Source organism: Aquariibacter albus (assembly GCF_014145335.1).
GTDB lineage: Bacteria > Pseudomonadota > Gammaproteobacteria > Burkholderiales > Burkholderiaceae_C > Aquariibacter > Aquariibacter albus.
On record NZ_JACIVI010000006.1, the window covers coordinates 31,050 to 46,922 of the forward strand.

The window sequence follows — 15,873 nt, forward strand, 5'->3', positions numbered from 1 at the left end:
ACTAGCCTGACGATGTCCTACTTTCACACGGGCATCCGCACTATCATCGGCGCTGAGGTGTTTCACGGTCCTGTTCGGGATGGGAAGGGGTGGGACCACCTCGCTATGGTCATCAGGCTTAACCGGCACTGCAGGCGCTGTGGGGCGCTTGCAGCAAATTCGTAGAGTCGAATGTTAGGTGGCGTCACCACCGGCAGAGCTACATAAACAGCCCTGTTACGTCAAAAATATAGGGTCAAGCCGCACGAGCAATTAGTACTGGTTAGCTTAACGCATTACTACGCTTCCACACCCAGCCTATCAACGTCCTGGTCTAGAACGACTCTTCAGGGGGCTCAAGGCCCCGGCAGATCTCATCTTGGAACGAGTTTCCCGCTTAGATGCTTTCAGCGGTTATCTCTTCCGCACTTAGCTACTCGGCAATGCCACTGGCGTGACAACCGATACACCAGAGGTGCGTCCACTCCGGTCCTCTCGTACTAGGAGCAGGCTTCCTCAAATCTGCAGCGCCCACGGAAGATAGGGACCAAACTGTCTCACGACGTTTTAAACCCAGCTCACGTACCTCTTTAAATGGCGAACAGCCATACCCTTGGGACCGGCTACAGCCCCAGGATGAGATGAGCCGACATCGAGGTGCCAAACACCGCCGTCGATATGAACTCTTGGGCGGTATCAGCCTGTTATCCCCAGAGTACCTTTTATCCGTTGAGCGATGGCCCTTCCATACAGAACCACCGGATCACTTAGTCCTACTTTCGTACCTGCTCGACTTGTCAGTCTCGCAGTCAAGCACGCTTATGCCTATGCACTATCAGCACGATTTCCGACCGTGCCTAGCGTACCTTCGAACTCCTCCGTTACGCTTTGGGAGGAGACCGCCCCAGTCAAACTGCCCACCATGCACTGTCCCCAACCCGGATAACGGGCCAAGGTTAGAACCTCAAACACACCAGGGTGGTATTTCAAGGTTGGCTCCACGACACCTAGCGGCACCGCTTCAAAGCCTCCCACCTATCCTACACAGATCTGTTCAAAGTCCAATACAAAGCTACAGTAAAGGTTCATGGGGTCTTTCCGTCTTTCCGCGGGGAGATTGCATCATCACAAACATTTCAACTTCGCTGAGTCTCTGGAGGAGACAGTGTGGCCATCGTTACGCCATTCGTGCAGGTCGGAACTTACCCGACAAGGAATTTCGCTACCTTAGGACCGTTATAGTTACGGCCGCCGTTTACTGGGACTTCAATCAAGAGCTTGCACCCCATCATTTAATCTTCCAGCACCGGGCAGGCGTCACACCCTATACGTCGACTTTCGTCTTTGCAGAGTGCTGTGTTTTTAATAAACAGTCGCAGCCACCGATTCTCTGCGGCCTTGTTGGGCTCCCCTTGTACAGGTTCACCTACTTAAGGCACACCTTCTTCCGAAGTTACGGTGTCAATTTGCCGAGTTCCTTCTCCAGAGTTCTCTCAAGCGCCTGAGAATACTCATCACGCGCACCAGTGTCGGTTTGCGGTACGGTCGTGTGCAGCTGAAGCTTAGTGGCTTTTCCTGGAAGCAGGGTATCACTCACTTCGGAAGCAAGCTTCCTCGTTATCACCCCTCATCTAAGCCTGGCGGATTTGCCTACCAGGCACGACTACAGGCTTGAACCGGGACATCCAACACCCGGCTGAGCTAACCTTCTCCGTCCCCACATCGCACTGCACATCGGTACAGGAATATTGACCTGTTTCCCATCAGCTACGCATCTCTGCCTCGCCTTAGGGGCCGACTCACTCTACGCCGATGAACGTTGCGTAGAAAACCTTGCGCTTACGGCGAGGGGGCTTTTCACCCCCTTTAACGCTACTCATGTCAGCATTCGCACTTCTGATACCTCCAGCAGCCTTCACAAGCTGCCTTCACAGGCTTACAGAACGCTCTCCTACCACGCACATTGCTGTGCATCCGCAGCTTCGGTTACTGGCTTAGCCCCGTTACATCTTCCGCGCAGGACGACTCGATCAGTGAGCTATTACGCTTTCTTTAAATGATGGCTGCTTCTAAGCCAACATCCTGACTGTTTTAGCCTTCCCACTTCGTTTCCCACTTAGCCAATATTAGGGACCTTAGCTGGCGGTCTGGGTTGTTTCCCTCTTGTGTCCGGACGTTAGCACCCGGTGCACTGTCTCCCAAGCTGTACTCATCGGTATTCGGAGTTTGCAATGGTTTGGTAAGTCGCCATGACCCCCTAGCCATAACAGTGCTCTACCCCCGATGGTAATACTTGAGGCACTACCTAAATAGTTTTCGGAGAGAACCAGCTATTTCCAAGTTTGTTTAGCCTTTCACCCCTATCCACAGCTCATCCGCTAGTTTTGCAACACTAGTCGGTTCGGACCTCCAGTGCGTGTTACCGCACCTTCATCCTGGCCATGGATAGATCACTTGGTTTCGGGTCTACACCCAGCGACTGAACGCCCTATTCGGACTCGATTTCTCTACGCCTACCCTACTCGGTTAAGCTTGCCACTGAATGTAAGTCGCTGACCCATTATACAAAAGGTACGCCGTCACCCCGAAGGGCTCCGACTTTTTGTATGCATGCGGTTTCAGGATCTATTTCACTCCCCTCCCGGGGTTCTTTTCGCCTTTCCCTCACGGTACTTGTTCACTATCGGTCGATTACGAGTATTTAGCCTTGGAGGATGGTCCCCCCATCTTCAGACAGGATTACACGTGTCCCGCCCTACTTGTCGTGTGCTCAGTTCTACAGCGTGCTTTTCTTGTACGGGGCTATCACCCACTGCGGCCGACCTTTCCAGATCGTTCCAATAAGCTCACTGCTAAATCACACAGGCTGTTCCGATTTCGCTCGCCACTACTTTCGGAATCTCGGTTGATGTCTATTCCTCGAGCTACTGAGATGTTTCAGTTCACTCGGTTCGCCTCGCATTCCTATGTATTCAGAATGCGATACCCTTGCGGGTGGGTTTCCCCATTCGGAAATCTCCGGATCAAAGCTTATTTGCCAGCTCCCCGAAGCTTATCGCAGGCTATCACGTCCTTCATCGCCTGTAATCGCCAAGGCATCCACCACATGCACTTAGTCACTTGACCCTATATTTTTGACGCATCGCGTCGAGCCAAGGACTGTTTTGAGTAGTTTGTCTGCCGTGCCTGCATTTTCTGCAGGCTGGTGACGCAATCTATGGTTGCCGACGGCACGGAGCGCCATGAAAACGCTTTCCGTCGACAACGCTGATTCGACTCTACGAATTTTTAAAGAACAACATGCAAGAACTGCACTGGTCAAAGCCCATTGGACTTTGACCAGTGCCATCATCATGGTGGAGGTGAACGGGATCGAACCGATGACCCCCTGCTTGCAAAGCAGGTGCTCTCCCAGCTGAGCTACACCCCCTCGAATTCGAGTGGTGGGTCTGGTTGGATTCGAACCAACGACCCCCGCCTTATCAAGACGGTGCTCTAACCGACTGAGCTACAGACCCGCATCCTTTTCCATGCGCCGATTGCTCAGCGAGGCATGCTGTTGGCCAACAACAACCGATAAGTGTGGACGTTTGATGGGAATGCCATCATCTAGAAAGGAGGTGATCCAGCCGCACCTTCCGATACGGCTACCTTGTTACGACTTCACCCCAGTCACGAACCCTGCCGTGGTAATCGCCCTCCTTGCGGTTAGGCTAACTACTTCTGGCAGAACCCGCTCCCATGGTGTGACGGGCGGTGTGTACAAGACCCGGGAACGTATTCACCGCGGCAAGCTGATCCGCGATTACTAGCGATTCCGACTTCACGCAGTCGAGTTGCAGACTGCGATCCGGACTACGACCGGTTTTCTGGGATTAGCTCCCCCTCGCGGGTTGGCAACCCTCTGTACCGACCATTGTATGACGTGTGTAGCCCTACCCATAAGGGCCATGATGACCTGACGTCATCCCCACCTTCCTCCGGTTTGTCACCGGCAGTCTCATTAGAGTGCCCTTTCGTAGCAACTAATGACAAGGGTTGCGCTCGTTGCGGGACTTAACCCAACATCTCACGACACGAGCTGACGACGGCCATGCAGCACCTGTGTCCAGGCTCTCTTTCGAGCACCAAACCATCTCTGGTAAGTTCCTGGCATGTCAAGGGTAGGTAAGGTTTTTCGCGTTGCATCGAATTAAACCACATCATCCACCGCTTGTGCGGGTCCCCGTCAATTCCTTTGAGTTTCAACCTTGCGGCCGTACTCCCCAGGCGGTCAACTTCACGCGTTAGCTTCGTTACTGAACAGCAAGCCGTCCAACAACCAGTTGACATCGTTTAGGGCGTGGACTACCAGGGTATCTAATCCTGTTTGCTCCCCACGCTTTCGTGCATGAGCGTCAGTACAGGCCCAGGGGATTGCCTTCGCCATCGGTGTTCCTCCGCATATCTACGCATTTCACTGCTACACGCGGAATTCCATCCCCCTCTGCCGTACTCTAGCTGTGCAGTCACAAATGCAGTTCCCAGGTTGAGCCCGGGGATTTCACATCTGTCTTGCACAACCGCCTGCGCACGCTTTACGCCCAGTAATTCCGATTAACGCTTGCACCCTACGTATTACCGCGGCTGCTGGCACGTAGTTAGCCGGTGCTTATTCTTCAGGTACCGTCATTAGCCCAAAGTATTAGTTCAGACCGTTTCTTCCCTGACAAAAGCGGTTTACAACCCGAAGGCCTTCTTCCCGCACGCGGCATGGCTGGATCAGGCTTGCGCCCATTGTCCAAAATTCCCCACTGCTGCCTCCCGTAGGAGTCTGGGCCGTGTCTCAGTCCCAGTGTGGCTGGTCGTCCTCTCAGACCAGCTACGGATCGTTGCCTTGGTAAGCCTTTACCCCACCAACTAGCTAATCCGACATCGGCCGCTCCATCAGCGCGAGGCCTTACGGTCCCCCGCTTTCACCCTCAGGTCGTATGCGGTATTAATCCGGCTTTCGCCGGGCTATCCCCCACTGATGGGCACGTTCCGATGCATTACTCACCCGTTCGCCACTCGTCGCCAGGTTGCCCCGCGTTACCGTTCGACTTGCATGTGTAAGGCATGCCGCCAGCGTTCAATCTGAGCCAGGATCAAACTCTTCAGTTCGATCTTGAATCACTCACTCGGAATTGAAGTGAACTTCTCTTCCGTGGAGCGTTTGTGAGCCTTGCGACTCTTTCGGCATTACACCTTCAAACGCCCACGCTTATCGGCTGTTGTTTGTTAAAGAACGGTTGCCTTGCGGCATCTGCGAGACTTTGCTCAGCAGAGATAGAAACGCCCGGCATGACCCGGGCGTTTCCCTAATATATTAGCCTGACGATGTCCTACTTTCACACGGGCATCCGCACTATCATCGGCGCTGAGGTGTTTCACGGTCCTGTTCGGGATGGGAAGGGGTGGGACCACCTCGCTATGGTCATCAGGCTTAACCGGCACTGCAGGCGCTGTGGGGCGCTTGCAGCAAATTCGTAGAGTCGAATGTTAGGTGGCGTCACCACCGGCAGAGCTACATAAACAGCCCTGTTACGTCAAAAATATAGGGTCAAGCCGCACGAGCAATTAGTACTGGTTAGCTTAACGCATTACTACGCTTCCACACCCAGCCTATCAACGTCCTGGTCTAGAACGACTCTTCAGGGGGCTCAAGGCCCCGGCAGATCTCATCTTGGAACGAGTTTCCCGCTTAGATGCTTTCAGCGGTTATCTCTTCCGCACTTAGCTACTCGGCAATGCCACTGGCGTGACAACCGATACACCAGAGGTGCGTCCACTCCGGTCCTCTCGTACTAGGAGCAGGCTTCCTCAAATCTGCAGCGCCCACGGAAGATAGGGACCAAACTGTCTCACGACGTTTTAAACCCAGCTCACGTACCTCTTTAAATGGCGAACAGCCATACCCTTGGGACCGGCTACAGCCCCAGGATGAGATGAGCCGACATCGAGGTGCCAAACACCGCCGTCGATATGAACTCTTGGGCGGTATCAGCCTGTTATCCCCAGAGTACCTTTTATCCGTTGAGCGATGGCCCTTCCATACAGAACCACCGGATCACTTAGTCCTACTTTCGTACCTGCTCGACTTGTCAGTCTCGCAGTCAAGCACGCTTATGCCTATGCACTATCAGCACGATTTCCGACCGTGCCTAGCGTACCTTCGAACTCCTCCGTTACGCTTTGGGAGGAGACCGCCCCAGTCAAACTGCCCACCATGCACTGTCCCCAACCCGGATAACGGGCCAAGGTTAGAACCTCAAACACACCAGGGTGGTATTTCAAGGTTGGCTCCACGACACCTAGCGGCACCGCTTCAAAGCCTCCCACCTATCCTACACAGATCTGTTCAAAGTCCAATACAAAGCTACAGTAAAGGTTCATGGGGTCTTTCCGTCTTTCCGCGGGGAGATTGCATCATCACAAACATTTCAACTTCGCTGAGTCTCTGGAGGAGACAGTGTGGCCATCGTTACGCCATTCGTGCAGGTCGGAACTTACCCGACAAGGAATTTCGCTACCTTAGGACCGTTATAGTTACGGCCGCCGTTTACTGGGACTTCAATCAAGAGCTTGCACCCCATCATTTAATCTTCCAGCACCGGGCAGGCGTCACACCCTATACGTCGACTTTCGTCTTTGCAGAGTGCTGTGTTTTTAATAAACAGTCGCAGCCACCGATTCTCTGCGGCCTTGTTGGGCTCCCCTTGTACAGGTTCACCTACTTAAGGCACACCTTCTTCCGAAGTTACGGTGTCAATTTGCCGAGTTCCTTCTCCAGAGTTCTCTCAAGCGCCTGAGAATACTCATCACGCGCACCAGTGTCGGTTTGCGGTACGGTCGTGTGCAGCTGAAGCTTAGTGGCTTTTCCTGGAAGCAGGGTATCACTCACTTCGGAAGCAAGCTTCCTCGTTATCACCCCTCATCTAAGCCTGGCGGATTTGCCTACCAGGCACGACTACAGGCTTGAACCGGGACATCCAACACCCGGCTGAGCTAACCTTCTCCGTCCCCACATCGCACTGCACATCGGTACAGGAATATTGACCTGTTTCCCATCAGCTACGCATCTCTGCCTCGCCTTAGGGGCCGACTCACTCTACGCCGATGAACGTTGCGTAGAAAACCTTGCGCTTACGGCGAGGGGGCTTTTCACCCCCTTTAACGCTACTCATGTCAGCATTCGCACTTCTGATACCTCCAGCAGCCTTCACAAGCTGCCTTCACAGGCTTACAGAACGCTCTCCTACCACGCACATTGCTGTGCATCCGCAGCTTCGGTTACTGGCTTAGCCCCGTTACATCTTCCGCGCAGGACGACTCGATCAGTGAGCTATTACGCTTTCTTTAAATGATGGCTGCTTCTAAGCCAACATCCTGACTGTTTTAGCCTTCCCACTTCGTTTCCCACTTAGCCAATATTAGGGACCTTAGCTGGCGGTCTGGGTTGTTTCCCTCTTGTGTCCGGACGTTAGCACCCGGTGCACTGTCTCCCAAGCTGTACTCATCGGTATTCGGAGTTTGCAATGGTTTGGTAAGTCGCCATGACCCCCTAGCCATAACAGTGCTCTACCCCCGATGGTAATACTTGAGGCACTACCTAAATAGTTTTCGGAGAGAACCAGCTATTTCCAAGTTTGTTTAGCCTTTCACCCCTATCCACAGCTCATCCGCTAGTTTTGCAACACTAGTCGGTTCGGACCTCCAGTGCGTGTTACCGCACCTTCATCCTGGCCATGGATAGATCACTTGGTTTCGGGTCTACACCCAGCGACTGAACGCCCTATTCGGACTCGATTTCTCTACGCCTACCCTACTCGGTTAAGCTTGCCACTGAATGTAAGTCGCTGACCCATTATACAAAAGGTACGCCGTCACCCCGAAGGGCTCCGACTTTTTGTATGCATGCGGTTTCAGGATCTATTTCACTCCCCTCCCGGGGTTCTTTTCGCCTTTCCCTCACGGTACTTGTTCACTATCGGTCGATTACGAGTATTTAGCCTTGGAGGATGGTCCCCCCATCTTCAGACAGGATTACACGTGTCCCGCCCTACTTGTCGTGTGCTCAGTTCTACAGCGTGCTTTTCTTGTACGGGGCTATCACCCACTGCGGCCGACCTTTCCAGATCGTTCCAATAAGCTCACTGCTAAATCACACAGGCTGTTCCGATTTCGCTCGCCACTACTTTCGGAATCTCGGTTGATGTCTATTCCTCGAGCTACTGAGATGTTTCAGTTCACTCGGTTCGCCTCGCATTCCTATGTATTCAGAATGCGATACCCTTGCGGGTGGGTTTCCCCATTCGGAAATCTCCGGATCAAAGCTTATTTGCCAGCTCCCCGAAGCTTATCGCAGGCTATCACGTCCTTCATCGCCTGTAATCGCCAAGGCATCCACCACATGCACTTAGTCACTTGACCCTATATTTTTGACGCATCGCGTCGAGCCAAGGACTGTTTTGAGTAGTTTGTCTGCCGTGCCTGCATTTTCTGCAGGCTGGTGACGCAATCTATGGTTGCCGACGGCACGGAGCGCCATGAAAACGCTTTCCGTCGACAACGCTGATTCGACTCTACGAATTTTTAAAGAACAACATGCAAGAACTGCACTGGTCAAAGCCCATTGGACTTTGACCAGTGCCATCATCATGGTGGAGGTGAACGGGATCGAACCGATGACCCCCTGCTTGCAAAGCAGGTGCTCTCCCAGCTGAGCTACACCCCCTCGAATTCGAGTGGTGGGTCTGGTTGGATTCGAACCAACGACCCCCGCCTTATCAAGACGGTGCTCTAACCGACTGAGCTACAGACCCGCATCCTTTTCCATGCGCCGATTGCTCAGCGAGGCATGCTGTTGGCCAACAACAACCGATAAGTGTGGACGTTTGATGGGAATGCCATCATCTAGAAAGGAGGTGATCCAGCCGCACCTTCCGATACGGCTACCTTGTTACGACTTCACCCCAGTCACGAACCCTGCCGTGGTAATCGCCCTCCTTGCGGTTAGGCTAACTACTTCTGGCAGAACCCGCTCCCATGGTGTGACGGGCGGTGTGTACAAGACCCGGGAACGTATTCACCGCGGCAAGCTGATCCGCGATTACTAGCGATTCCGACTTCACGCAGTCGAGTTGCAGACTGCGATCCGGACTACGACCGGTTTTCTGGGATTAGCTCCCCCTCGCGGGTTGGCAACCCTCTGTACCGACCATTGTATGACGTGTGTAGCCCTACCCATAAGGGCCATGATGACCTGACGTCATCCCCACCTTCCTCCGGTTTGTCACCGGCAGTCTCATTAGAGTGCCCTTTCGTAGCAACTAATGACAAGGGTTGCGCTCGTTGCGGGACTTAACCCAACATCTCACGACACGAGCTGACGACGGCCATGCAGCACCTGTGTCCAGGCTCTCTTTCGAGCACCAAACCATCTCTGGTAAGTTCCTGGCATGTCAAGGGTAGGTAAGGTTTTTCGCGTTGCATCGAATTAAACCACATCATCCACCGCTTGTGCGGGTCCCCGTCAATTCCTTTGAGTTTCAACCTTGCGGCCGTACTCCCCAGGCGGTCAACTTCACGCGTTAGCTTCGTTACTGAACAGCAAGCCGTCCAACAACCAGTTGACATCGTTTAGGGCGTGGACTACCAGGGTATCTAATCCTGTTTGCTCCCCACGCTTTCGTGCATGAGCGTCAGTACAGGCCCAGGGGATTGCCTTCGCCATCGGTGTTCCTCCGCATATCTACGCATTTCACTGCTACACGCGGAATTCCATCCCCCTCTGCCGTACTCTAGCTGTGCAGTCACAAATGCAGTTCCCAGGTTGAGCCCGGGGATTTCACATCTGTCTTGCACAACCGCCTGCGCACGCTTTACGCCCAGTAATTCCGATTAACGCTTGCACCCTACGTATTACCGCGGCTGCTGGCACGTAGTTAGCCGGTGCTTATTCTTCAGGTACCGTCATTAGCCCAAAGTATTAGTTCAGACCGTTTCTTCCCTGACAAAAGCGGTTTACAACCCGAAGGCCTTCTTCCCGCACGCGGCATGGCTGGATCAGGCTTGCGCCCATTGTCCAAAATTCCCCACTGCTGCCTCCCGTAGGAGTCTGGGCCGTGTCTCAGTCCCAGTGTGGCTGGTCGTCCTCTCAGACCAGCTACGGATCGTTGCCTTGGTAAGCCTTTACCCCACCAACTAGCTAATCCGACATCGGCCGCTCCATCAGCGCGAGGCCTTACGGTCCCCCGCTTTCACCCTCAGGTCGTATGCGGTATTAATCCGGCTTTCGCCGGGCTATCCCCCACTGATGGGCACGTTCCGATGCATTACTCACCCGTTCGCCACTCGTCGCCAGGTTGCCCCGCGTTACCGTTCGACTTGCATGTGTAAGGCATGCCGCCAGCGTTCAATCTGAGCCAGGATCAAACTCTTCAGTTCGATCTTGAATCACTCACTCGGAATTGAAGTGAACTTCTCTTCCGTGGAGCGTTTGTGAGCCTTGCGACTCTTTCGGCATTACACCTTCAAACGCCCACGCTTATCGGCTGTTGTTTGTTAAAGAACGGTTGCCTTGCGGCATCTGCGTTTTGCAGAAGAGGTGAATTATTGTCTGCTTTAAAAACCTTGTCAAGCGCTTGGTTTTTGCTGCTTTCTTTCTTCACCGCGCTTCTCTTGTCACCGCTGTGCGGCGCCGTGATCAGCGAAGCCCGCTACTTTAGCAGACATTTTTCGTGGCGAGCAAGGAGGCATCGCACTTTTCTTAACGGGGCCGCCACGCTGCCCCGCCCGACCTCAGTCCGGGACGCCTCGGGCCGGCCTGAGGACACTGCAACGCCGGGTGTCTGTGCGCAGGACCTTCTGCTTCAAGGCGGGGATCTGGCTTGGGTGCATGGAGAAGCTGCGCAATCCCATCGCGAGCAGCACCTCCGTGAAGTCGATGTCACCGGCGATCTCTCCGCACACACAGACCGACTTGCCGCGCTTCCGCGCAGCCCGGATGATGTGATGCAGCAGATGCAGCACCGCGGGATGCCAGGGGTCATAGAGGTGTGCAACGGCTTCGTCCGCCCGGTCGATCGCGAGGGTGTACTGCACGAGGTCGTTGGTGCCGATGGCCAGGAAGTCGAAGCGGTCGAGAAAAGCCTCGACCATCAATGCGGCGGCAGGCACTTCGATCATCGCGCCCACTTGCACTTCGCCATAGGCGAGACCGGCTTCTCGCAACTGCTGCTTCGCGCGGTCGATCATCTCCAGCGTCAGGCGGATCTCGGACTCGTGCGCCAGCATCGGGATCAACAGCCGCACAGGCCCATGCGCACTGGCGCGGAGGATGGCGCGAAGCTGCTGGCGGAACATGCTCGGCTCGGACAGGCTCCAGCGGATGGCACGCAGGCCGAGCGCCGGGTTCAACCCCTGCTCCTGCCGCAGCTCGTGGATGGAGAGCCGGTCGAGCGGCTTGTCGGCACCGACGTCGACCGTGCGAATGGTGACGGGCAGGCCCTGCATCGCCATCACCGCGCCGCGGTAGGCCTCGAACTGCTCCTCTTCGCCCGGCAGTTCGCCGTTGCGGTTCATGAACAGGAACTCGGTTCGGAACAGGCCTACGCCCTGGGCGCCGGCGGCGATCGCAGCTTCGGCATCGGATTGCAGTTCGATGTTCGCGAGCAGCTCGACCGGCTCGCCATCCAGCGTGACGGCCGGCGTGTGCCGCAGGCGCCCAAGGCGTTCGCGCTCGAGCTCGCCACTGCGCTGCCGAAAGCGGTACTCCTCGAGCACGATGGGCGAGGGGTCGACGATGACCAGCCCTGCATCGCCATCGATGACGATCCAGTCATCCTGACGGATCAGGCGGCTTGCCTCGCGGGCGCCGACGACAGCGGGAATGTTCAGGCTGCGCGCGACGATGGCCGTGTGTGACGTCGGCCCCCCCACATCGGTGACGAACCCGGTGAACACGCTGCGGCGGAAGCCCAGCATGTCCGCGGGCGAGATGTCGTTGGCGACGAGGATCAGCGGGTTGTCGCCCGTCGCCGCGCTCAGCTGCGGCAGCCCGCCGGCGCGCCCCCGCCCGCCCCCCCCTTCGGACAGCACCAGCAGCAGGCGCTCGACCACCTGCTCCAGGTCGGCCTTGCGCTCGCGGAGGTACTCGTCCTCCATCTCGTCGAACTGACGGGCCAGAACCTCGAGCTGCGCCGACAGCGCCCACTCGGCGTTGTAGTGGCGCTCGGCGATCCACTGCTTGGTGGCGGCCCCCAGCAGCTCGTCCTGCAGCAGCATCACGTGCACATCCAGCAGGGCGGAGAGCTCGGCCGGCGCATCGCCCGGCAGTTCGCGCTGCAAGGTCTCCAGTTCCTCGACGACGGCGTCACGGGCCATGCGCAGGCGCTGGATCTCGGCCTCGATCTGTGCGGGCTCGATGTAGTAATGGGCCACGTCGACGCGGCTGGACGAGACCAGCAGGGCCCGGCCGATCGCCACGCCCCGCGCCACAGGCAGGCCGAAGAGCTGAAAACTCATGCGGTCGATGCTAGCCCGGGGCGTGCGGGCTTTCGATCCGGCCTCACCCCTTGTTGCATCGAGGTCGCGCGGCCGGCGGATCGCCTGCCCTTGTCACGAAGGGATCACCGTGTCGACACGGGCGCGTCACCGGCGCGACCGAAGCTCCGCGTCCATACGACGACTTCATGGACAAGGGACCGACGATGCGGGATCTGCCACTGCCGACCCAGCCGCTGCACGACCTGACGGGCCGCGATGCGCGCGCCTCACGGAGGTCGCTTCCAGGCCGGGAAGCCGCGTCATCGGCCGGGCGCACGCGTCTGGTTGTGGCTTGGGCGCGCGATGAAGCGGAAGTCCGCGAGGCCCAGCGTCTGAGGCATCAGGTCTTCGTCGACGAAATGGGCGCCCGCCTGAGCCCGCCGCAGGGCACGCCGGCCGGCCTGGACGTGGACCTCTTCGATGCCTATTGCGAACACCTGCTGGTCCGGGCGGTGCAGGACGACGACTCCGCCCCCGTGATCGGCACCTACCGGGTGTTGACGCCGGACGCGGCCCGCCGCGTCGGCGGCCTCTACAGCGAAACCGAATTCGACCTGGTTCGCCTGCGCAGCCTGCGCCCGACCATGGTCGAGCTCGGCCGCTCCTGCGTGCACCCGGACCACCGCCACGGCGGCGCGATCCTGGCGCTCTGGGGCGCCCTGGCCGAGTTCATGCACCGCAACCAGCTCGACACCATGGTCGGCTGCGCCAGCATCAGCATGCGCGACGGAGGCCACCTGGCCGCCAGCCTGTGGGAGCAGTTGCGCCACACCCACCTCGCACCGATCGAATGGCGGGTTCGTCCGCGGCTGCCCCTGCCGGTGGCCGAGCTGCGCAGCGACCTGGCGGTCGATGCGCCGCCGCTGATCAAGGGCTACCTGCGCTGCGGTGCTCGCGTGCTGGGCGCACCGGCCTGGGACCCCGACTTCAACACGGCCGATCTGCCCCTGCTGATGCGCATCGAGGACCTGCCGGCCAAGTACCGCAGGCACTTCCTCGGCCACGAACCGATCGCCTCGCTCTGAGGGCCGGGGCGCCCAGGGCGGCCCGGCGGCCGCTCACTCGCCCTCGCCGAACTTGGCGTCGAACAGCGCAACGATCGCGTCGGCGGCTTCGGCCTCGCGCGGTCCGTCGGTCTCCAGCTCCACCTCGCTGCCCAGCCCGGCGGCCAGCATCATCACGCCCATGATGCTCTTGGCGTTGATGCGCCGGCCGTTGCGACTGAGGAAGACTTCGCAGGGGAAGCTTGCGGCCAGCTTGGTCAGCTTGGCCGAGGCCCGGGCATGCAGCCCGAGCTTATTGCTGATGGTGATGCGCCTGGAGATCATCGCGTGAACGGGGTCCGACAGATTGGGCCTGATTCTGCGGCCGGACAGTGGCCACCTGCATGACCCCCTGGGTTGCGCCGGCCAGGGCACGGGTGACCAGACGATCCAGCGGCTCGTCGGCGTAATTCATGGCCCGCCACAACATCGGCAGATTCACGCCGGTGACGACCTTGACCTGCCCCAGATCGGTCAGGCGCTGGGCAATGTTGGCCGGGGTGGCGCCGAAGGCATCGGTCAGGATCAGCAGCTCCAGGCCGCCGGCGTCCGGCGGCAGCGCCTGGATCAGCAGGCGGGCGCGCTGTTCGGTCTGCTCGGGCTCGGCCTCGGGCGCGACGTCCAGGGCCATCAGGGCTTCGGCCTGCTCAGGGAAAGCATGGGCCCCCACGGCCTTCAGGGCGCTGGCCAGCGGCGCGTGGGCAAGGATCATCAGCTTGGCCATGAGCATCCATCCAGGGCTTGCGCGGGAGCCAGGCCGATGCGCGTCATGGCCGGGCCAGCTCCAGGCGCTCGAAGAACATGTCCAGGGCCTCGGGGCCGGGCTGGCCGTCGAGCGCAAGCAGTTGGTAGACCTGACGATCGACCGCAAAGGCCGCCGACAGCTCGCGCACCGGGCGACCGTCAGGCCGCCGGCCCTCGACGAGGATGCGCTGGGCCTGGGCCCGCGGCGCCGCCCCGGCCGGCGTGTAGGCGCGGGCCTCGCGCTCGCTGCCGCCCAGCTGGGCCGGGCGCGCCGCCCGCAGCGCCTCCAGGGCCGCGTCGACCGCCGCGGGCTCGGCCACCTCGAAGCTGCTGACGGCCCAGCTGGTGCCCCCCGCATCGCAGACCTGCATCTGCAGCGTGACCTTCAGCCCGGCAGCCAGCTGGACCGGACGCTCGTGGCGGTCCGGCTTGCAAGGCATCCAGACGGCAACGGCGCCATCGGCCGGCCGCACGCTGCGCCAGTCCAGGGCCGGGGAGCAGCCTCCCAGCGCGGCCAGGCCCGCCAGCAGCAGGGCCAGGCCCCGGCGGCGCGGGCCGGCGGAATCGCCGGGCAGGGAAGGGACAAGGACGGGGCTTCGCATCGCGGGCCATGTTCGCACGCCCGGCCGAACCGGGGCCAGCCGCGGGCGCAGGGGCTGCGGCGGCCACGCCACGCCCCGCGGACCGGGGGGCAGGCCGCCTCAGCCCAGCGCCTGCCAGCGCTCGGCCGTGCCGACATCCACCCACGGCCCGTCGAGCCGCAGCCCGCCCAGACGGCCGGCGTCGATCGCACGGTCCAGCCAGGGCTTGAGCGGCGCGCGCTGCCCGGGCGCCAGGCCTTCGACCAGGGCCGGACGAAGCAGGGCCAGCGTGGAATAGGTGCGTGCCTCGGCGCCCGGCGGCAGGCCGCCTTCGGCCGGCAGATGCCGGAGGCGACCGGCGGCGTCGAGCAGGAAATCGCCACGTGGCCGGTGCCCGGGGTTGGGCACCATCCACAGCCAGGCCAGATCCCCGCTGGCGAGAAAGGCCTCGGCCCGCGCCGGATCGAAGCGGAAGCCTGGCACCCAGGCGTCGCCGGCCAGCAGCCAGCAGGCCGGCGCATCGATCAAGGGCCAGGCCGTGGCCAGGCCGCCCGCCGTCTCCAGCGCGCCGCCATAGGCGGCCTGCTCGTCGCTGTAGCGCAAGTCCAGGCCCCAGCGGCGGCCGTCGCCGAGCCTGGCCGGGAACTGCCCGGCCAGCCAAGCGGTGTTGATCACCACGCGGCGCACGCCATCGCGGGCCAGCGCCGCCAGATGCCACTCGATCAACGGCCGGCCCTGCACCGCCAGCAGCGGCTTGGGCACGGTGTCGGTCCAGGGGCGCAGGCGCTCGCCGCGACCGGCGGCCAGGATGAAGGCAGGCAGGGGATTCGAGGCAGACATCACAGGCCACTGTAAGCCGGCCGGGGCAGCATGCGCCGCCACGCCGGCCGGCCCGGCAGGCATCGCGGCGGCCGGCACCTAAAATGTGGGTTTGCCCTTGATTCAAACGGAGCGTCTCC

General features: G+C 59.2%; 7 protein-coding genes, 4 tRNA genes and 6 rRNA genes. 1 reads left to right on the forward strand and 16 read right to left on the reverse strand.

All coding sequences use genetic code 11. The annotated features are described in order from the left end of the window. Positions 1-4 precede the first annotated feature (4 nt). The 12 genes from rrf (H4F90_RS13645) to ptsP form a co-directional block, all read right to left on the reverse strand. Positions 5-117 (reverse strand): 5S ribosomal RNA (rrf, locus tag H4F90_RS13645). 114 nt (positions 118-231) lie between these two features. Beyond that, a 23S ribosomal RNA gene (locus tag H4F90_RS13650) occupies positions 232-3,105 on the reverse strand. Positions 3,106-3,333: 228 nt separating this feature from the next. Further along, positions 3,334-3,409 (reverse strand) — tRNA-Ala (locus H4F90_RS13655). 11 nt (positions 3,410-3,420) lie between these two features. Beyond that, positions 3,421-3,497, reverse strand: a tRNA-Ile gene (locus tag H4F90_RS13660). A gap of 95 nt (positions 3,498-3,592) precedes the next feature. Beyond that, positions 3,593-5,121 (reverse strand): 16S ribosomal RNA (locus H4F90_RS13665). A 208-nt stretch (positions 5,122-5,329) separates the two neighbouring features. Next, positions 5,330-5,442 (reverse strand): 5S ribosomal RNA (rrf, locus tag H4F90_RS13670). Positions 5,443-5,556: 114 nt separating this feature from the next. Further along, positions 5,557-8,430: ribosomal RNA gene (locus H4F90_RS13675) — 23S ribosomal RNA — on the reverse strand. Positions 8,431-8,658: 228 nt separating this feature from the next. After that, a tRNA-Ala gene (locus H4F90_RS13680) sits at positions 8,659-8,734 on the reverse strand. 11 nt (positions 8,735-8,745) lie between these two features. After that, positions 8,746-8,822: transfer RNA gene (locus tag H4F90_RS13685), tRNA-Ile, on the reverse strand. A 95-nt stretch (positions 8,823-8,917) separates the two neighbouring features. After that, a 16S ribosomal RNA gene (locus tag H4F90_RS13690) occupies positions 8,918-10,446 on the reverse strand. Together the 16S, 23S and 5S rRNA genes with 4 tRNA genes alongside form the textbook arrangement of a ribosomal RNA operon. Positions 10,447-10,532: 86 nt before the next feature. Beyond that, a complete protein-coding gene (locus tag H4F90_RS13695; RefSeq protein ID WP_182665550.1) occupies positions 10,533-10,670 on the reverse strand; it encodes a hypothetical protein in 138 nt (45 codons plus the stop codon). Positions 10,671-10,800: 130 nt separating this feature from the next. Continuing rightward, positions 10,801-12,525: a phosphoenolpyruvate--protein phosphotransferase gene (ptsP, locus tag H4F90_RS13700; RefSeq protein ID WP_182665552.1), complete on the reverse strand. Its 1,725-nt coding sequence runs from the start codon at positions 12,523-12,525 to the stop codon at positions 10,801-10,803. Positions 12,526-12,710: 185 nt separating this feature from the next. Here ptsP and H4F90_RS13705 point away from each other — a divergent pair, with 185 nt between their 5' ends. Beyond that, the gene (locus tag H4F90_RS13705; RefSeq protein ID WP_182665554.1) at positions 12,711-13,571 is read left to right on the forward strand and encodes a GNAT family N-acetyltransferase; all 861 of its coding nucleotides are present in this window, start codon (positions 12,711-12,713) and stop codon (positions 13,569-13,571) included. Positions 13,572-13,604: 33 nt separating this feature from the next. On the opposite strand, the gene H4F90_RS13710 is transcribed toward H4F90_RS13705, so the two are convergent. The 4 genes from H4F90_RS13710 to H4F90_RS13725 all read right to left on the reverse strand — a co-directional run bounded on the left by H4F90_RS13710 (position 13,605) and on the right by H4F90_RS13725 (position 15,754). Beyond that, positions 13,605-13,874: an HPr family phosphocarrier protein gene (locus H4F90_RS13710; protein WP_182665556.1), complete on the reverse strand. Its 270-nt coding sequence runs from the start codon at positions 13,872-13,874 to the stop codon at positions 13,605-13,607. After that, positions 13,843-14,313, reverse strand: a complete 471-nt coding sequence (locus tag H4F90_RS13715; RefSeq protein ID WP_182665558.1) for a PTS sugar transporter subunit IIA — start codon at positions 14,311-14,313, stop codon at positions 13,843-13,845. The genes H4F90_RS13710 and H4F90_RS13715 overlap by 32 nt, the downstream gene beginning before the upstream one ends. Positions 14,314-14,356: 43 nt before the next feature. Beyond that, entirely contained in the window at positions 14,357-14,935 is a 579-nt protein-coding gene (locus H4F90_RS13720; RefSeq protein WP_182665560.1) for a hypothetical protein, read from the reverse strand. 99 nt (positions 14,936-15,034) lie between these two features. Continuing rightward, positions 15,035-15,754, reverse strand: a complete 720-nt coding sequence (locus H4F90_RS13725; RefSeq protein ID WP_182665562.1) for a nucleotidyltransferase family protein — start codon at positions 15,752-15,754, stop codon at positions 15,035-15,037. Between the last annotated feature and the right edge of the window lie 119 nt (positions 15,755-15,873).